This is a genomic window from Leucobacter chromiiresistens (genome assembly GCF_001477055.1).
In the GTDB taxonomy this organism is placed as follows: Bacteria; Actinomycetota; Actinomycetes; order Actinomycetales; family Microbacteriaceae; genus Leucobacter; species Leucobacter chromiiresistens_A.
Genome location: NZ_LDRK01000038.1, coordinates 1 through 17946, shown reverse-complemented (window position 1 = coordinate 17946; position 17946 = coordinate 1). Strand labels below are relative to the sequence as shown.

Here is a 17946-nt window from a genome sequence, read left to right as displayed (position 1 = left end):
GGGGCCGTTCCGCTGTGCTCGCGCGCGTCAGGCCGAGCGCTGCTCCGCGACGAGTTCCGCGATCTGCACCGCGTTCAGTGCGGCACCCTTGCGCAGGTTGTCGTTCGAGATGAACAGCGTCAGCCCGCGGCCCTCCGGGGCCGACTGGTCAGCGCGGATGCGGCCCACGAACGACGGATCCCTGCCGGCCGCTTCGAGAGGTGTGGGCACATCGCTGAGTTCGACGCCGGGAGCGGCCTCGAGCACCTCGCGTGCGCGATCCGGCGTGATCCGCCGCTCGAATTCGGCGCTGATCGACAGGGAGTGGCCGGTGAACACGGGCACGCGCACGCAGGTGCCCGCGACCCGAAGATCGGGGAGTTCGAGGATCTTGCGGCTCTCGTTGCGGAGCTTCTTCTCCTCATCGGTCTCGCCCTCGCCGTCGTCGACGATGGACCCGGCGAGCGGGAGCACATTGAACGCGATCGTCTTCGTGTAGACCTCCGGGGCCGGGAAGTCGACGGCGGTGCCGTCGTGGACGAGCTGCTCGAGCTCGCCCGAGCGCACTGCGGCCTCCGCCTGGCCGGCGAGTTCTCGTGCCCCGACGAGACCCGAGCCGGAGACGGCCTGGAAGGTCGTGACGATGAGCCGTTCGAGGCCCGCCTCGGCGTCGAGCGCCTTCATGACGGGCATCGCGGCCATCGTGGTGCAGTTCGGGTTCGCGATGATGCCCTTCCGGGCCTCGGCGATCGCGTGGGGGTTCACCTCGCTGACCACCAGCGGCACATCGGGGTCGAGCCGCCAGGCGCTCGAGTTGTCGATGACGATCGCGCCGGCGGCTGCGAACTCGGGCGAGTACTGCTTCGACGCGGCTCCGCCCGCGGAGAAGAGCGCGATGTCGATGCCGCTCTTATCCGCGGTCGCCACGTCTTCGACGATGACGTCCTCTCCCCGGAAGGCGAGCGTCGACCCGGCCGAGCGGGCGCTTGAGAAGAATCGGATGCTCGCGATCGGGAAGTCGCGCTCCTCGAGCAAGCGGCGCATCACTGCGCCCACCTGACCGGTGGCGCCGACGACGGCGACCGAGAGTCCCTGCTGTGCAGCCATGTGTGTCGAAATCCTGTTCTGTGTCTCGTCGAGGGGTTACCGGCCGGTGCCGGCGTACACGGTCGCTTCGGTTTCCGCGTCGAGCCCGAATGCGGTGTGGAGCACGCGGACCGCTTTGTCGAGGAGGTCGGCGCGGGTGACGACCGAGATGCGGATCTCGGAGGTCGAGATCATCTCGATGTTGATGTCGGCCTCGTACAGCGCGCGGAAGAGCTGCGCCGACACTCCGGTGCTCGTGCGCATGCCTGCGCCGACGACCGCGAGCTTCGCGATCTGATCGTCGTACTGGAGGCTCTCGAAGCCGAGCTGCTCGCGCTCCGCCTCGAGCGCCTCGATCACCTTGCGGCCGTCGCCGAGCGGCACGGTGAAGGAGATGTCGGTGCGGTTCGTCTGCGCGGCTGAGACGTTCTGCACGATCATGTCGATGTTGGCATGGGTCTTCGCAACGATCTCGAAGATCTGAGCGGCCTTGCCCGGGATGTCGGGGACGCCGCCGACGGTGACCTTCGCTTCGCTCTTCTCTGCGGCGATTCCAGTGATGATCGGCTCTTCCACCTGATCTCCCTTCGGATGCCCCTTTGCGGGGTCGTAGACGATGGTGCCCGGCTCGTCTGAGAACGAGGAGCGGACGTGCAGCACGACCCCGTGGCGGCGGGCGTACTCGACGGCGCGCAGGTGCAGCACCTTCGCGCCGGAGGCCGCGAGTTCGAGCATCTCCTCCGCGGTGATCGCGTCGATCTTGCGCGCGAGCGGCACGACGCGGGGGTCGGTCGTGAAGATGCCGTCGACGTCGGTGTAGATCTCGCACACGTCGGCTCCGAGGGCGGCGGCGAGTGCGACGGCGGTGGTGTCGGATCCGCCGCGGCCCAGCGTGGTGATGTCGCGCGAATCTCGGCTGAAGCCCTGGAAGCCGGCGACAATGGCCACCGCTCCCTGGTCGAGGGCTTCGCGCACTCGACCGGGGGTGACGTCGACGATCTTGGCCGACCCGTGCTCGGCCGTGGTGATCATGCCGGCCTGACTGCCGGTGAACGAGAGGGCTTCGATGCCCATGCCCTTGATCGTCATGGCGAGCAGCGCCATGGAGATGCGCTCGCCCGCAGTGAGGAGCATGTCGAGCTCTCGGGGCGCCGGGATCGGGGTGCAGGCGTCGGCGAGTTCGAGCAGTTCGTCGGTGGTGTCGCCCATCGCGCTGACGGCGACGACGACCTCATTGCCCCCGCGGCGGGCTTCGACGATGCGCTTGGCGACGCGCTTGATGCTCTCAGCGTCGGCTACGGACGAGCCCCCGAATTTCTGCACGATCAACGCCACGCGGGTTCCTCCTGAATTTCCGAGCCGAACGCTCAGTCTACCGGAACCGGTATTCGGCTGATGTCACCGGGTTACTCCACTTTACGGCGGCCCTCGAAGGCGCGGCCGAGCGTCACCTCGTCGGCGAACTCGAGGTCTCCGCCCACCGGCAGCCCGGATGCGAGTCGCGAGACCGGCACCTCGATGGACGTCAGCAGGCGCGAGAGGTACGCGGCAGTGGCCTCCCCCTCCAGGTTGGGGTCGGTCGCGATGATCACCTCCTGCACCTGCGATTCGCCGATGCGGCGCATGAGCGCGGGGATGCTGAGATCATCGGGGCCGATGCCGTCGATCGGGCTGATCGCCCCGCCGAGCACGTGGTAGAGCCCGCGGAACTGCCGGGTGCGCTCGATCGCGACGACGTCTTTCGGCTCCTCGACGACGCAGATGAGGCTCTCATCGCGGCGCGGGTCGCGGCAGATCGAGCAGCGCTCGTGCTCGGTGAGGTTGCCGCACACTTCGCAGAAGCGCACCTTCTCGCGCACCTCGCTCAGCAGTTCGGCGAGTCTCGAGACGTCGAAGTTCTGCGTCTGCAGAATGTGGAACGCGATGCGCTGCGCCGATTTCGGGCCGATGCCCGGCAGGCGGCCGAACTCATCGATCAGGTCTTGGACGATGCCGTCGTACACGCTGGGTCCTCCTCGGATTGACGACGTGACATGCGCCGTTCAGCACACACCTTAGTCGCGGGACTGCTGGGCCGCTCATCGCTGCGGGAGCGGACGCTCCTCGACGAATCGCGCGCCGAGCACCTCGCGCACGATGGCCTCGCCGTACCGCGTGAAAGCGGGTCGGGCCGCTGGAGGAGCAGGGGTGGCAGGGGTGCCAGGGGTGCCAGAGGACACGGGCGATGTCGCCGGTTCCACGGGTTCCGATGCCGCGTTCGGTGCAGGCGCGTGCGGTGCCGCGGTCGGAGCGGGCCCGGAGGTCGGAGCGGGCCCGGAGGTCGGAGCGAGCCCCGCCGGGGCGGCGATTCCGGGGGCATCCGCGTACGGATCCCCCTCCCCCGCGTCGTCGGGGCCGTCGCCGGGGTCGTCGGCGTACGGGTCGCCGAATGCGGCCGGATCGGGGAATCGCGGCGCGGCCTCCCCCGGTTCGGCCCCGCTCGACGCTGCGGCGGTGTCGAGCGCACCCGTACTGCTTGGCGACACCGCGGCCTCCGGCTCGCCCGCCCCGCTCGGCACCGGTGCCGGCGCGTCCGGCGCTCCAGCGGCGTGCGGGCCGGCATGGGGCGCGGCCCCGCCCGGGTGCGGGGCGCTGGGGTGCGCGCCGCTGCTCACCTGTTCCGGTTCCTCCGGGGAGGACGCGGGAGCTGCGGCGCCGCCGTTCGCGGTCGACGTCGCTGCGTCGGGCTGCGGGTCTGCCCAGGCGGGTGCGGCGAGTGCGGGGCCGAGGCCGCTCAGACGGGCGGCTGCGCGCACCATCGGGTCGTCGTCCGGTGCCGCCTCGGCCGCCCGTGCGGCGTCCACCGCTGTGTCGGCCTGCGCCGTCGCTGATGCTTCGGTGGGGACGTGTGCGGACCCCGCTTGGTGGGGCTCCTCTGCGTCGGCGGCGGCGGATGGTTCGCGCGCGGCCCCGCGCCCCGCTGCGGCCTCGCCGGCGGGCATGCGCTTGGGCTTGTACTTCACGCTGATGCCGACCGCGGAGAGGATGGTCTCGCGCAGCGGCCCCGCACCGGTCGATTTGAAGGCGGCGAGATCGGATTCGGAGGAGAGCCCGACGGTGAGCACGTCGCCGTCGAGCGCGAGCGGTGCGACGACGCGCACGGCGTTCCAGGCATCGCGGTCGAGCTCGAGCAGCTCTTCGAGCAGGTCGGGCCACACCTCCAAGAGGTCTTCGTACCCGCCCGTCGAGGCATCCGTCTCGGCACCGTCGACGCCGGTCGCCTCGGCATCGGTTGCCGGTGCGGCGGCGGAGTCGGGGCTCGGCACCGCTCCCGCCGATGGTGTTCCGGGCGAACCGGCGGCGGCCGTCGCGGGTGCCGCCGCTCCGCCCTGCGGTGCGGCAGCACCCCCTGCGGCAGCACCCGCTGCGGCAGCACCCGCTGCGGCAGCACCCGGCACCGCGGAAACCGGGCCTGCCGGAGTCTCGGGTGGTGGAGCGGGTGCATCGCTGCCGATGCTCTCGATCTGCGCCGAGCTCAGCACCGCCGAGATCGGTCGACCGAACTTCGCCGCGCCCTCGTTCGGGTGCGGCGCACCGGCGCTCGCGGCGGCGTGGTCGGCACCTGGTCGGGACGCGGGCGGGCCCGGCTGCGCATCGGAAGCTGCTCCGGGGCCGCTTTGCGATGCTGCTCCCCCCGGCGCTGCGTGCGCAGCAGCGTCGTCCTGCGTCAGGAACTCGCGGATCGAGGCTGCGGTCTGGGCCGCATTCGGTGCCGACTGGCCCCCCGCCGAGGCCGGTGAGCCGTTCGAGTCGTCACCGGCAGGAGCGGCCGGCACCGGCGCGGCCGGAACGGTCGGCGTCGGTGCGGCCGGCGCGGTGTGCTCCGCGGCGGCGCTCCGGGCCGCAGCGAGGGCGGCGAGCGGATCTGACTGGCTCTGCGGCCCGTGAGCCGAAGCGCCCGGCCCTGCACTGCCTGCAGTCGAAGCGCCCGGGCCCGCGCTGCCGGGAGCCGAAGGGCGCGGGCCCGCGCTGCCGGGAGCCGAAGGGCGCGGGCCCGCGTTGTCCGCACTCGCGTTGCCCGCTCCCGGCGTCGCGCCCGCCGGGGCCGCGGCGATTCGCGGGGCGGCGGAGTCCGCGCCCGCGACGGCCTCCGGAGCGTGCACCAGCGCACGGGCGATCATGAGCTCGAGCTGCAGCCGCGGCGCGGTGGCGCCCGCCATCTTGTCGAGCGCCCCGCTCACCACGTCGGCGACGCGCGACAGCTCGCCCCGCCCGAAGGCGCGGGCCTGCTCGAACATGCGGCTGAGCTGGTCCTGCGGCACACCGCGGAAGATCGCGGCCGCGCCGTCCACGGTCGTCGCGTTCACCACGATGAGGTCGCGGAGACGCTCGAGCAGATCCTCAACGAAGCGCCGCGGATCCTGCCCGGTCTGCACCACCCGGTCGGCGGCCCGGAACGCCGCTGCGGCATCATGAGCGCCGAGCGCCGCGACCGCGTCGTCGAGCAGCTCGGCGTGGGTGAAGCCGAGCAGCCCTGCGGCGCGCTCCGCCGTGACGAGCGCGGTCTCTGACCCCGCGATGAGCTGATCGAGGATGGAGAGCGTGTCGCGCACCGAGCCCCCGCCCGCGCGGACGACGAGCGGGAGCACCCCGGGCTCGACCTGCACCCCTTCGCTGTCGCAGAGCGACTGCACGTAGTCGATGAGCGTGCCGGGTGCGATGAGGCGGAACGGGTAGTGATGGGTGCGCGAGCGGATCGTGCCGATGACCTTCTCGGGCTCGGTCGTCGCGAAGACGAACTTCACGTGCGGCGGCGGTTCCTCGACGATCTTGAGCAGCGCGTTGAACCCGCCGGGCGTCACCATGTGCGCCTCGTCGATGATGAAGATCTTGAAGCGATCCCGGGCCGGGGCGAAGACCGCGCGCTCGCGCAGGTCACGGGCGTCGTCGACGCCGCCGTGACTCGCCGCGTCGATCTCGACGACGTCGAGCGATCCGCCCCCGTCTCGGCTCAGCTCGACGCAGCTCTCGCACACTCCGCACGGTGAGTCGGTCGGCCCCTCGGCGCAGTTCAGGCAGCGGGCCAGGATGCGCGCCGAGGTCGTCTTGCCGCACCCGCGCGGCCCGCTGAACAGGTACGCGTGACCGATGCGACCGGTGCGCAGGGCCGTCATCAGGGGATCGGTGACCTGCGACTGCCCGATCATCTCGGAGAAGGCTTCTGGCCGGTATCGGCGATAGAGTGCGGCAACCACGACACCATGCTACCGGCGGCCTCCGACATTCCGGCTGGGGCCGGAGCTAGCGCAGACGCAGATCCGGCTCCGCCAGCCCGTACTCGTGCCGCAGCGCCGATTTCGCCGCGTACCAGCCGCTCAATCCGTGCACCCCGGGGCCCGGAGGCGTGGACGACGAGGCGAGGTAGATGCCGCGCCCGGGGGTGCGCCACGGATCGGCCGACACCGTGGGCCTCGCGATCAACTGGGGCAGCGTGATGGCCCCCGCGCTGAAGTCGCCGCCGTGGTAATTGCGGTTGTAGCGCGACATCTCGTCGGCCGTCGTCACCCGCACGGCGCGGATCCGGTCGCGGAAACCGGGAGCGAAGCGCTCGATCTGCCGGATCACCGGCTCCGCCATGTCGACGGTCGATCCGCTGGGCACGTGCGTGTACGACCAGACGGCGTTGACGCCGGGCGCATTCCGCCCGGGATCGAACTCGGCGGTCTGGGCGAGCAGCACGTACGGGCGCGCCGGGTGCCCTCCCGAGGCGACGATCCGCTCCGAGGCGGCGAGCTCGGGTCGGCTGCCGCCGACGTGCACGGTGGGCGCCTGGGAGACCCGCGGGTCGCTCCACGGAATCGGCCCGTCGAGCACGAAGTCGACCTTCGTCGCGGCGTCGCCGTACGAGAAGCGTCGCAGCGCCCGCCGGTATCGCGCCGGCAGCGCCGACCCGGCGATGCGCTCCAGCCCGCGGGCGGAGGTGTCGAAGAGGCGCACGCGGTACGCGCCGAGCTCGCGGATGTCGTCGATCGGATGCCCGGTCTCGATGCGGCCGCCGTGCGCCAGCAGATCGGCGGCGAGCGCATCGGTGATGGCGCGGGATCCCCCGACCGGCACCGGCCACCCCACCGTGTGGGCGAGGGCCCCGAGCACCAGTCCGACCCCCGCGGTCGCCAGGTTCGGCAGCCGCCCGATGCTGTGCGCCGCGACGCCGGAGAGCAGTGCCGGCGCCGCCGACTCTCGGAACCGCAGGTTCCACAGCGGAGTGCCCTGCTCGAGCGCGCGCAGCCCGGTGAGGGCGGCGGCGATCGGATGGGCCGGCCAGCGCAGCATGCCGCCGCCCAGCGCGAAGTCGAGCACCTCGGGCATGCGGGCGAGGAGCGGACGGTAGAAGCGCCCGTAGGCGCTGCCGTCGCGGCCCAGTTCGGCCACGGTGCGGTCGAGGTCGTGGTAGGCGATCGCCGCGCGATCCGATCCGCCCCCGGCACGGCCGTCGAGCGGGTTCGCGAACGAGGCCTCGGGCACCACGAACTCCATGCGCCGCTCGATCTCGAATGCGCGGAAGAACCCGGTCGCCAGCGCCATCGGGTGGATCGCCGAGCAGACGTCGTGCAGCACGCCCGGCTCGACGAGCTCCGTCGTGCGCGTGCCCCCGCCGATCGTCTCGGCGGCTTCGAACACCGTCACCGGAACCCCGGCGCGTGCGAGCGTCACGGCAGCGGCGAGCCCGTTCGGGCCCGCACCGACGACGGCCGCTCCCTCAGAAGAGTGCATGCACCGATCGTACTCTCCGCTCACGGGCTCGCGCCTCGGAGCGCTCCCACCGGCGCCCGGAGAGACGAAAATACTCCCCACGCACCCGCCAGAGCCCAGGTACCCTTGCTTCGTTTCCGACCTGGGGGAGTTCCCTGAGATAGCGCCACGTGGGGAGCCCGACCAGTCTACCCGACGTTCGACCTCGTTCGGTACGCGCCCCGTCGGCCTGCGCGCCGACTCCTGCTCCCGCACGCCGACCGCGCGCCCCGACCGTGCCCCGACCGCGAGTCGACCGGTCAGCGCCCGCTCAGCGGCCGGGCTCCTCGTGCCCGGCCGACGCGATGGATCCGACGCCGGCGTCGAGCCCGGCGCTCTCCTCGGCGTCCTCACCGGCGAACTGCGCCTGGTACAGCGCGTAGTACGCGCCCCGCCGCGCGAGCAGCTCCTCGTGCGATCCCTGCTCGACGATGCTGCCGCGCTCCATCATGAGAATGGTGTCGGCGTCGCGAATGGTCGACAGCCGGTGCGCGATCACGAACGAGGTGCGATCGGCCCGCAGCGCGCGCATCGCCTGCTGCACCAGCACCTCCGTGCGGGTGTCGACCGACGAGGTGGCCTCGTCGAGGATCAACAGCGACGGGTTCGCGATGAAGGCGCGGGCGATCGTGAGCAGCTGCCGCTCCCCCGCCGACAGCGAGGAGCCGTTCTCGGAGATGACCGTGTCGTAGCCCTCAGGCAGCTGGCGCACGAACCGATCCACCATCGTCGCCTCGGCGGCCGCGACCACCTCGTCGTCCGTGGCGTCGAGCCGGCCGTACCTGATGTTCTCGCGGATGGTGCCCTCGAAGAGCCAGGCATCCTGCAGCACCATGCCGACCTGACTGCGCAGCTCGGCGCGCGACAGGTGGGTGATGTCGACGCCGTCGAGCAGGATGCGCCCGCGGTTCAGCTCGTAGAACCGCATCACGAGGTTGACGAGCGTGGTCTTGCCCGCCCCCGTCGGCCCGACGATCGCGACCGTGTGCCCGGGGCGCGCCTCGAGCGAGAGCCCCTCGATCAAGGGTTGCGACGGCTCGTAGCTGAAGGCTACGCCCTCGAACTGCACGTGGCCGCTCGTGCGCTCGGGCAGGCGCTCCGACGCCGTGTCGGCGTCCTGCTCATCGGCGTCGAGCAGTTCGAAGGTGCGCTCGGCCGAGGCGACGCCCGACTGCAGCATGTTCGCCATGCCGGCCATCTCGGCGATCGGCTGCGAGAACTCGCGCGAGTACTGGATGAAGGCGGTGACGTCGCCGAGGGTCATCTGGCCGCCCGTCACGCGGAGCGCGCCCACCACGGCGATGAGCACGTAGCTCAGGTACTGCACGAACTGCATCGCCGGCATGATGGTGCCCGAGAGCGCCTGTGCGCGGTACGCGGCGCCGAAGAGGCCCTCGTTGCGGCGGTCGAACTCGTCGAGCATGTCGGCGTCGCGGTTGAAGATGCGCACCAGCTCATGACCCGTGAACGACTCCTCGATGTGCCCGTTCAGGTCGCCCGTGTGCTTCCACTGGGCCACGAAGAGCTTCTGCGCGCGCACCCCGACGACACCCGCGATGATGCCCGAGAGCGGCAGGGCGATCAGGGCGATCAGGGCGAGCTGCCACGACACGATGAACATCATCGCCGCGATGCCGATCACCATGAGCAGCGACTGCACGAGCTGCGAGAGCGCCTGCTGCAGCGCCTGCTGGATGTTGTCGACGTCGTTCGTCACGCGCGAGAGCACGTCGCCGCGCTGCCGCCCGTCGAAGTAGCTCAGCGGCAGGCGGTTGATCTTCGCCTCGATGTCGGCGCGCAGCCGGTACACGACGTTCATCACGAGCCGGTTCAAGACGAAGCCCTGCAGCCACATGAGCACCGAGGCGACGAGGTACATGCCGAGCACGATGAGGATCAGCCGCCCGAGCAGCCCGAAGTCGATGCCCTCGCCCGGCACGATGTCGGCACCCGCCAGCACCTCGGCGAACTGGTCGTTGCCCGCTGCGCGGGCCGCCTCGACGGCCTGCTCGCGGGTGATGCCCTCGGGCAGCTGCTTCCCCAGGATGCCGTTGAAGATCACGTCCATCGCCTGGCCGAGGATCTTCGGCGCGATGACGGTCAGCACGACCGACCCGACCACGAGCAGCACGACGAGCGCGAACTGCCACTTGTGCGGTGCGAGCAGACCGACGAGGCGCTTCGCCGACGGCCAGAAGTGCTTCGCCTTCTTCACGGGCTGGCTGCCCGTCCAGTCGTCGTTGTCGGGCTGGTAGTCGTCGGGCAGCTCGAGGTCTTCGGCCGGCGCCGCCTCAGCCGCGGATCGCTTTCGAGCCATTACGCCGCCTCCGCCGATTCGAGTTGTGACCGCACGATCTCGCGATAGACCTCGCTGGTGTCGAGCAGTTGGGTGTGGGTGCCGCGGTCGACGATCTCGCCGGCCTCGACGACGAGGATCTGGTCGGCCTCGGTGATGGTCGAGACGCGCTGCGCCACGATGATGGTGGTCGCGCCGGCCGTCGCCTCGGGCAGCGCTGCCCGCAGCTTCGCGTCGGTCGCGACGTCGAGCGCTGAGAAGGAGTCGTCGAAGAGGTACACGCGCGGCTTGGCGACGAGCGCACGCGCGATCGACAGGCGCTGCCGCTGCCCTCCCGACACGCTCGTGCCGCCCTGCGACACGGGCTCGTCGAGGCCGAGCTCCTTCTCGCGCACGAAGTCGGCGCCCTGCGCGATGCGGAGGGCCTCCCACAGCTCCTCGTCGCTCGCGTCGGTGCGGCCGAAGCGGAGGTTCGAGGCGATCGTGCCCGAGAAGAGATACGGCCGCTGCGGCACGAGGCTCACGGTCTCGGCGAGCTGCTCGCGGGTGAGCGCATCGATCGGAGCCCCATCGATCGTGATCGACCCCTCCTGGGGGTCGTAGAGCCGGAGCAGCAGGTTCAGCAGCACGGTCTTGCCGGCGCCGGTCGACCCGATGATGGCCGTCGTCTTGCCGGCCTCGGCGGTGAAGCTCGCCCCCGTGATCACGGGCTTCTCGGCGCCGGGGAATCCGAAGGTGACCCCGGAGAACTCGATGCGGCCCGATGCGGGGGTGGCCACGGTCTGCTCGGCGGGGAACGAGAGCGTGGAGCGCGTGTCGAGCAGTTCGCGGATGCGCTCGGCGCAGACGACGGCGCGCGGAATCATCATGGTCATGAAGACGCCCATCATCACGGCCATGAGAATCTGCAGCAGGTACTGGAGGAAGGCGGTGAGCGATCCGACCTGCACGAGTCCGTCGTCGACGCGATGCCCGCCGAACCACAGCACGGCGGCCGTCGCGAAGTGCAGCACCATCATGATGACCGGGAACATGAGCACGAAGACGTTGCCGACCTTCACCGACACCTCGGTGATGTCGCGGTTGGCCCGCTCGTAGCGATCGGCCTCGAAGTTCTCGCGGACGAACGCGCGCACGACGCGGATGCCCATGATCTGCTCGCGCAGCACCCCGTTGATGGCGTCGACCCGCGTCTGCATGGTGCGGAAGAGCGGGAGGAGGATCCACACCAGGAACCCCACGATGACGGCGAGGATCGCCACCGACGCCCAGACGAGCCACGACATCCCGGCGTCTTCGCGGAGCGCCATGATGATGCCGCCGACGGCCATGATGGGGGCCGTGACCATGAAGTTGAGCGTCATCAGCACGAGCATCTGGATCTGCTGCACATCGTTCGTGCCGCGGGTGATCAGCGTGCCCGCCCCGAACTTCGTGGCTTCGAGCGTGCTCAGCGAGTCGACCTTGCGGTACACCTCCCGGCGCAGGTCGCGGCCGACGCCCATCGAGGTGCGCGCGCCGAAGTACACGGCGGTCACTGCAGTGGCGACCTGCCCGAGCGATACCAGCAGCATCGTGCCGCCGGTGCTCCAGATGAACCCCGTGTCTCCCTGGGCGATGCCCTGATCGATGATCTGGGCGTTCAGGCTCGGCAGCCAGAGCGCAGCGATCGTCGACAGCAGTTGGAGCACGAGCACGGCGACGATGAACGGCCAGTACTGCCGTGCATGTCGAAGCGTCAGGGCGATGAGGGCCACGGGTGGATCCTTTCTGCGAGCTGCGCCGCAGTCGACGCTCGAGAGCTGGGTCGACCGGCGCGGCCGCCTCAAGTTACCATTTCCGGGAGGCGAACTCCAGCGTTGCTCCCGGCAGAAACAGCAAGGGCAGGTTCACCTCTCGGTGAACCTGCCCCCGCAGGAAACGAGGCTCAGCGCGTGAGCCCCATCACAGCGAATCAGACGAGCTTGACGCCCGCGCCTGCCTCTTCGAGCTTCGCCTTCGCTTCTTCAGCGGCTTCCTTCTTCGCGCCCTCGAGCACGTTCTTGGGAGCCTCCTCCACGAGCGACTTCGCCTCGCCGAGGCCCAGGCCGGTCAGCTCGCGCACGACCTTGATGACCTGGATCTTCTTGTCGCCAGCCGACTCGAGGACGACGTCGAACTCGTCCTTCTCCTCGACGGCCTCAGCAGCGGCGGCCGGAGCAGCAGCAACGGCGACCGGAGCAGCGGCGGAGACGTCGAAGGTCTCCTCGAACGCCTTGACGAACTCGGAGAGCTCGATGAGGGTGAGCTCCTTGAACTGCTCGAGCAGCTCTTCGGTGGAAAGCTTAGCCATAATGTTTCTCCTTGATGTGTGCCCGCGCGCGAGGCGCGCGAGCGGGGTTGTATAACCGATCCGGCGTGAGCCGAGTCTTACGCGTCCTGCTTCTCCTGCAGCGCACCGAAGCCGCGGGCGGCCTTGGCGGGCAGGGCGGCGAACAGCTGTGCAGCACCGACCAGAGCAGCCTGCATGGCGCCTGCGGCCTTGGCCAGCAGCACCTCGCGGCTCTCGAGATCGGCAAGCTTGCCTACCTCAGCGGCGGTCATGGCGTTGCCATCGAAGTAGCCCGCCTTCACCACCAAAAGAGGGTGTGCCTTGGCGAAGTCACGCAGCGACTTTGCGACCGCGACGGTGTCACCGTGCACGAAGGCGAGCGCCGAAGGTCCGGCGAGCTCGTCATCGAAAGCGGTGATCCCGGCATTGTTGGCCGCAATCTTCGTCAGCGTGTTCTTCGCCACAGCGTACGTCGCGTGCTCGCGGATGCTGTCGCGGAGTTCCCGCAGCTCAGCAACCGAAAGACCGCGGTACTCAGTCAGCAGAACGGCGTTCGACTCTTCAAACTTCTGCTGAAGATCGGTGACCGTAGCGTCCTTCGTAGCCATGGCGCTCCCTAACTTGTCGTACCCGCGCGGCGGATGCCGCTCGGGGGCCGCGCCGCTCGGAGCGATTCGTTCGGGACTCCCGAAAACGAGAAAAAGCTCCGGCGCGCATGCACGGAGCTTCAGAAGATCGGGATCGAGATCCCGTACTCAAGGAGTTCTGCACCTGCGCAGGTCTTCGCTCTCGCGAACGTTCCGGGATCCTTGCGGATCCTACCGGCGGTCTTGGGCCAGGGAAGACTCTACCAGTTCACCTCCGGGAACGCAAAGGCGGGACCGGGGCTGCAACGAAAGCGATGCTCAAGCCACAGGCTTGAGCATGTAGCCCGCCACTCCTCGCTGCGCTCCGTGAGCCGCGGCGAAGCCGCGCCGCGGGCTGCGCAAGAGCGATGCTCTTGCGATGCTCAAGCCACGGGCTTGAGCATGTAGCCCGCGCCCCGCACCGTGTGCAGCATCGGAACGCGGCCGGCGTCGATCTTCTTGCGCAGGTACGAGATGTACAGCTCGACGACGGTCGACTTGCCGGTGAAGTCGTACGCCCAGACGCGATCCAGAATCTGCGCCTTCGACAGCACGCGGTTCGGGTTGCGCATCAGGTACCGCAGCAGCTCGAACTCCGTGTTGGTCACCGTGATGGGCTCGCCCGCGCGCTCCACCTCGTAGCTGTCCTCGTTCAGCGTCAGATCCCCGACGCGCAGCACCGGATCCGGGTGCTGCGCAAGGGTGAGCTGCGAGCGGCGCACGAGACCGCGCAGGCGGGCGATGAGCTCCTCGAGGCTGAACGGCTTGACCACGTAGTCGTCGCCCCCGGCGGTCAAACCGTTGACGCGATCCTCGACGGAGTCGAGTGCGGTGAGGAACAGCACCGGGAACATCTGACCCGCCGATCGCAGGCGGGCGAGCAGCTGCATGCCGTCGAAGTCGGGGAGCATGATGTCGAGCACCGCGACGTCGGGGGTGAACGCACGCATCGCGTCGAGCGCCTCCTGGCCAGTCGCCGCGGTTTCGACCTCCCACCCCTCATAGCGCAGTGCCATCGCGACGAGCTGGGTGATCGACTCCTCATCGTCGACGACCAGGGCGCGGATCTTGCTTCCGTCCGCGCGCTGCAGTCCTTGTGCTTCCATACGCTCGGGATGATCCTCTCAGCCGACCTCGATAACTCCGGGCTTCAGAATAGCCACGTCACCTGCGTTTTCCATGATTCAAACCTCTGAAACCATCGTTTTTCGAAGGAGCAGCTATGCGATCCCTGCGTCTGCGCCGCGACGACCGCGCACGCTGCACCGGTCGCAGACCGCAGCCGTGCTCCCTCTCAGCGAGTTGCGTCGTCTGCGTGCGGGGCCGTGAGAAACTGGAGGGGTGTTCGCGCCTGCCCCACTCCACCTCCAGCGCATCGTGACCGACGGGTCGGATCGCATGGCGTGGATGCGAGCCCGCGCTCGCGGCATCACCGCCACCGACGTCGCGAAACTCTCCACTTCTCGCTCCATCGCAGCCGCAGCTCACGAGAAGCTGCATGGAAGCCGGTTCACCGGCAACGTCTACACGGAGCACGGCAAGCTCCGCGAGCCCGAGATCGCGTCGTGGGTGCTGCGCGAGTACGAGATCGAACCGAGCCAGGCGCTGTTCCACGCCGAGACCGATCTCAGGCATCTCGCGACGCCCGACGGGCTGGCGTTCCGCGGCACCGGCGCCGTCGAGCTCGCGGAGATCAAGACGACGAACAAGGAGTGGCGCTCGATCCCCCGGCAGTACCTGCGTCAGGTGTGGTGGCAGCAGTACGTGCTGGGCGCGGAGCGCACACTGATGGTGTGGGAGCGCCACGAGAACTTCGTGCCCGTCGGCGACCCGGAGTGCCGCTGGGTGGATCGTGACGAGAACGAGATCGCGCGCCTCGTGAAGCTCGCGGGCGACCTCATCGACGTGCTGATCGCGCGCACGACCTGACGTTCAGAGCCGAGCGCGCGACCGCCGCCGTGTTCACCTTCAGGCTCGTCGTCGACGGAACAGCGCCCGGCACTTCTCCGCGAGCTTGCGGTAGGTGCGGTCGTCGACGAGCGCCGCGTCGATGGCGACCATGGCGAGCGAGAACCACAGGATGTTCATGAGAATCCCGATGCCGAGGTGGAATGCGAGGATGCCCGCGAGCGCGACCGCGCGCGAGTACGGGTGGATGATCAGCGCGGGGAAGAAGAGCTGCACCAGTACGGACCCGAAGGTCAGCAGGGCGACGATGATTGCGCTCGAGCCGAGCAGTCCGTTGAGCCAGGGGAAGGTGTGGAACTCGGTGAGCTGGGTCGCGTAGTAGACGGCGGTGCCGTCGACCCAGGCCTCTCCGGTTTTGTACGTTCCGGCTGAGAAGTAGATCCAGCAGATCTGCACGATGAGCGTCGCGAGGGCGAGGTTGTGGATGGTGGCGCGCTGCCAGCCGGTGAACCAGGGCATGCTGTGGGCCAGGCCGTCGATGAGCATCTGCACCGGCTTCCGCGTCCGACCGAGCGTCTCCGATCTGCCGAAGCACTGGGAGATCAGGCCGCCGCCCTGCGGTGCGTAGGCGGGCCACATGCGGGCGAATCGGCGTCGCAGCATCGCGTCGACGCTCCAGACCTGGCTCGCGTCGGTGAACCAGAGGAGCATGACCGCGATGCGCCATGCGACGTCGCCCACTTCGCCGATCACGGGCTTGTTCATGAAGAGCAGCCCGACGTAGAGCGCCCACATCACCGGGGTGACGATCCGGAACTTCAGACCGATGGTGAAGCACACCGTCAGGGCGATGAGGAGGACGTACAGCGCGGTGAACTGGGAGTCGCTCTGCGCGTCTTCGAAGGCACTGAAGAGCCATCGCGAGGTGAATGCGTTGTCGGCGTAGTATTCGTTCATCCAGGCGGCTCCGGAGCCCCAGAGCGCGTAGCGGAACGGCAGGTTTGCGAGGAGGGTCGCGAGTGCCGCGATTCCCAGGATGTAGCGCGCGACTGCGAGTCCGTAGACGGAGCGTCGGCGTTCTGCGAGCCAGGCGGGCACGCTGAGGACGCAATCGAACGCGCGTCGAGCGAGTGGACGCGACGCCGCCGCCTCTTCAGGGTGTTGCTCGGGCTCGATGGTGATCGCTGCCGAGAGGCCAGCGGCTTCCTGCACTGGTGCGGTGTTCGATGCGCTCAACGTTCCTCCTGGAACAGGTCTGCATACACTTCGGCGAAGCGTTCTTGCGATTGCGATGCGGGGAGTTCTGCGGGCCGTTTGGTTCCGAGTGAGATCGGCTCGTCGCAGGTGGGGTCGGCGCCGGTGTTGCGCTGTTCGAACGGGACGGAGGAGCAGATGCGCAGTCCGAGATCGACGGCGTCCACGTTGGCACCGGAGTGGATGGTGCTGCCGACGAGAGTGGCGTAGCGCAGTGTGCGCGTCTCGATGGTGAAGTAGGCGCGTACATTGGCATCGGAGGTGTCGACGCCGGTGCCCGTGCGGATCGCGGCCTGCTGTTCCGGGGTGAGCGCGCGGTAGGCGGCCCTGAGATCGTTCGCGAGCTGCGAGCTCAGGCGAGCGAGTCTGGTCGCGCCGGGCCGGTTGAGCTGGAGCGCGCGTTCCGCTTCGGAGGTGTTGACCCAGTCGCTCACCTCGCTGCCGTCGGCGTCGGTGTAGTGGATGCGCACGACGAGGTCTGTCGATGAGGTGTTGATGCTCGGTGCGAACACGCCCCAGTTCTGGTCGAGCAGGGGCGAGAGGTAGTCGAACTTCTCGAGTCCGATGGCGTCTTGCAGCACGTTGGGTTTCGTGGAGGTGAGGATGACGCCGAGTGAGCTCCACGCGAGGAATGCGACGAGAAGCCAGGTGATGATGCGCTGCGGTACGGAAGTCGCAGTCGCCGTCGAACGCGATTGCGCCGATGTGTCTGACGAGCGATCTTGCGTCTCGTGCATGGCAGCCCTTTCGTGGGTAGGTCGGTGATGGTGGGGTGGGGTGAGGGGCGCACCCGGCTGACTTCCGTCGCCGGGTGCACCCCTCGCGGGGTTCAACCCTGGTCGGGGTAGCCGATCTCGACGTCGAAGCGGGGTTCGCCGTCGTCTCCGACGGAGACGATGACGACGTCGAGCGGGAACTTCACGTCTTTCGCCTCGCCGTCATTGCGCACGAACGAGCACGCGGTGCTCGCTCCTTCTTCGACCTTGATGGCGTCGGGGCAGGTCACTTCGGGCTTCCATTCGGTCTTGAGCAGCGCGGCGACCTTCGTCTCGAGGTCAGCTGGCTTGATCTCGGTCGGACCGCTGTTGCTGCAGCCGACCATGCCCGCTGTTACGGCGATAAGCATCGCTCCACCGAGCGCTTGCTTACCGAACCGAGCGATCTTCTTCTGAATAGACATTCAGGGGTTCCTTCTGTGTGTTTCGTTGGTGAGTTGTTTGGTGTTGTGTGGCCACCCCTGAGCGGGGAGCCTGCCGCGCAGCACGGTGGCCTGAGGTCTTCGCGACCCCAAGCCACCGTGCTGCGCGAAGTGGTTACTCCGCCACTGAACCGGTATCGGCGGCTGGGGAAGCGAGGTGCTTCCTGCGCTTCGTCATGCTGAGCGCGAAGGCCGCGGCTCCCAGCAGGGCGAGGGCGCCGCCTGCCACCATCCAGGGCAACAGCTGCGAACCGGTGACGGCCAGGCCCGAGGCCGGAGGTGCGCCGGCACCAGCTCCCGAGGGACCTGCGTTGCCCATGGCATTCGGGTCGTAGAACCCGTTGCCTGCATTGGCGAGCGCGTTGGGGTCGTAGACCCCGGCACCGGCGTTTGCGAGGCCGTTGGCCTGTGCATTCGCCGTGGCGTTGCTCGCGCCGTTCACCGTGGTGTTCGCCGCGGTGTTCGCCGCCGAGTTGTCGGCACCGTTCACCGCAGTATTCGCCACCGTGTTGTCGAC

General features: G+C 69.0%; 15 protein-coding genes and 1 other RNA gene. 1 reads left to right on the top strand and 15 read right to left on the bottom strand.

Translation table 11 applies throughout. The annotated features are described in order from the left end of the window. Window positions 1-27: 27 nt before the first annotated feature. From NS354_RS07315 to NS354_RS07270, 11 genes are all read right to left on the bottom strand, one after another. Window positions 28-1086, bottom strand: coding sequence for an aspartate-semialdehyde dehydrogenase (locus NS354_RS07315; protein WP_058593913.1), 1059 nt, complete (start codon window positions 1084-1086; stop codon window positions 28-30). A 36-nt stretch (window positions 1087-1122) separates the two neighbouring features. Then, window positions 1123-2400 (bottom strand): aspartate kinase, encoded by a 1278-nt coding sequence (locus NS354_RS07310; RefSeq protein WP_010154987.1) that lies wholly within the window; start codon window positions 2398-2400, stop codon window positions 1123-1125. A 71-nt stretch (window positions 2401-2471) separates the two neighbouring features. Beyond that, window positions 2472-3068, bottom strand: coding sequence for a recombination mediator RecR (gene recR, locus NS354_RS07305; protein ID WP_058593912.1), 597 nt, complete (start codon window positions 3066-3068; stop codon window positions 2472-2474). A gap of 75 nt (window positions 3069-3143) precedes the next feature. Next, a complete protein-coding gene (locus NS354_RS07300; RefSeq protein WP_241490412.1) occupies window positions 3144-6299 on the bottom strand; it encodes a DNA polymerase III subunit gamma and tau in 3156 nt (1051 codons plus the stop codon). 46 nt (window positions 6300-6345) lie between these two features. Continuing rightward, window positions 6346-7818, bottom strand: a complete 1473-nt coding sequence (locus tag NS354_RS07295) for a phytoene desaturase family protein (protein ID WP_058593910.1) — start codon at window positions 7816-7818, stop codon at window positions 6346-6348. A 68-nt stretch (window positions 7819-7886) separates the two neighbouring features. Beyond that, window positions 7887-7977: signal recognition particle sRNA small type (gene ffs, locus NS354_RS13145), an RNA gene on the bottom strand. Window positions 7978-8107: 130 nt separating this feature from the next. After that, the gene (locus NS354_RS07290; RefSeq protein WP_058593909.1) at window positions 8108-10153 is read right to left on the bottom strand and encodes an ABC transporter ATP-binding protein; all 2046 of its coding nucleotides are present in this window, start codon (window positions 10151-10153) and stop codon (window positions 8108-8110) included. After that, on the bottom strand, window positions 10153-11889 hold the full coding sequence (locus NS354_RS07285) for an ABC transporter ATP-binding protein (protein WP_058593908.1): 1737 nt from the start codon (window positions 11887-11889) through the stop codon (window positions 10153-10155). The genes NS354_RS07290 and NS354_RS07285 overlap by 1 nt, the downstream gene beginning before the upstream one ends. Before the next feature lie 197 nt (window positions 11890-12086). After that, window positions 12087-12464 carry a 50S ribosomal protein L7/L12 gene (gene rplL, locus NS354_RS07280; RefSeq protein WP_010154996.1) on the bottom strand — a complete coding sequence of 126 codons (378 nt, stop codon included), beginning with the start codon at window positions 12462-12464 and terminating at the stop codon, window positions 12087-12089. Between the two features lie 77 nt (window positions 12465-12541). Next, a complete protein-coding gene (gene rplJ, locus NS354_RS07275; protein WP_058593907.1) occupies window positions 12542-13051 on the bottom strand; it encodes a 50S ribosomal protein L10 in 510 nt (169 codons plus the stop codon). Between the two features lie 401 nt (window positions 13052-13452). Further along, window positions 13453-14175 carry a response regulator transcription factor gene (locus NS354_RS07270; RefSeq protein ID WP_058593906.1) on the bottom strand — a complete coding sequence of 241 codons (723 nt, stop codon included), beginning with the start codon at window positions 14173-14175 and terminating at the stop codon, window positions 13453-13455. Between the two features lie 292 nt (window positions 14176-14467). Between NS354_RS07270 and NS354_RS07265 the strand changes: the two genes are divergently transcribed. Further along, a complete protein-coding gene (locus tag NS354_RS07265) occupies window positions 14468-14998 on the top strand; it encodes a YqaJ viral recombinase family protein (protein WP_241490415.1) in 531 nt (176 codons plus the stop codon). Window positions 14999-15037: 39 nt separating this feature from the next. On the opposite strand, the gene NS354_RS07260 is transcribed toward NS354_RS07265, so the two are convergent. From NS354_RS07260 to NS354_RS07245, 4 genes are all read right to left on the bottom strand, one after another. Beyond that, a complete protein-coding gene (locus tag NS354_RS07260; RefSeq protein ID WP_153002143.1) occupies window positions 15038-16213 on the bottom strand; it encodes an HTTM domain-containing protein in 1176 nt (391 codons plus the stop codon). After that, entirely contained in the window at window positions 16210-16968 is a 759-nt protein-coding gene (locus NS354_RS07255; protein WP_058593903.1) for a DUF5819 family protein, read from the bottom strand. Before NS354_RS07255 ends, NS354_RS07260 begins: the two co-directional genes overlap by 4 nt. A 92-nt stretch (window positions 16969-17060) precedes the next feature. Then, a complete protein-coding gene (locus tag NS354_RS07250; protein WP_193750727.1) occupies window positions 17061-17357 on the bottom strand; it encodes a DUF4333 domain-containing protein in 297 nt (98 codons plus the stop codon). 187 nt (window positions 17358-17544) lie between these two features. Further along, a partial coding sequence (locus NS354_RS07245) for a hypothetical protein (RefSeq protein ID WP_430735998.1) occupies window positions 17545-17946 on the bottom strand: 402 nt, incomplete at its 5' end.

What these genes read in the sequence shown, in the direction of transcription:
- NS354_RS07270 (WP_058593906.1), bottom strand. Translation starts at nt 14,175, where the DNA reads ATGGAAGCACAAGGACTGCAGCGCGCGGACGGAAGCAAGATCCGCGCC.
- rplJ (WP_058593907.1), bottom strand. Translation starts at nt 13,051, where the DNA reads ATGGCTACGAAGGACGCTACGGTCACCGATCTTCAGCAGAAGTTTGAA.
- NS354_RS07255 (WP_058593903.1), bottom strand. Translation starts at nt 16,968, where the DNA reads ATGCACGAGACGCAAGATCGCTCGTCAGACACATCGGCGCAATCGCGT.
- NS354_RS07295 (WP_058593910.1), bottom strand. Translation starts at nt 7,818, where the DNA reads ATGCACTCTTCTGAGGGAGCGGCCGTCGTCGGTGCGGGCCCGAACGGG.
- rplL (WP_010154996.1), bottom strand. Translation starts at nt 12,464, where the DNA reads ATGGCTAAGCTTTCCACCGAAGAGCTGCTCGAGCAGTTCAAGGAGCTC.
- NS354_RS07250 (WP_193750727.1), bottom strand. Translation starts at nt 17,357, where the DNA reads ATGCTTATCGCCGTAACAGCGGGCATGGTCGGCTGCAGCAACAGCGGT.
- NS354_RS07290 (WP_058593909.1), bottom strand. Translation starts at nt 10,153, where the DNA reads ATGGCTCGAAAGCGATCCGCGGCTGAGGCGGCGCCGGCCGAAGACCTC.
- NS354_RS07265 (WP_241490415.1), top strand. Translation starts at nt 14,468, where the DNA reads ATGGCGTGGATGCGAGCCCGCGCTCGCGGCATCACCGCCACCGACGTC.
- NS354_RS07315 (WP_058593913.1), bottom strand. Translation starts at nt 1,086, where the DNA reads ATGGCTGCACAGCAGGGACTCTCGGTCGCCGTCGTCGGCGCCACCGGT.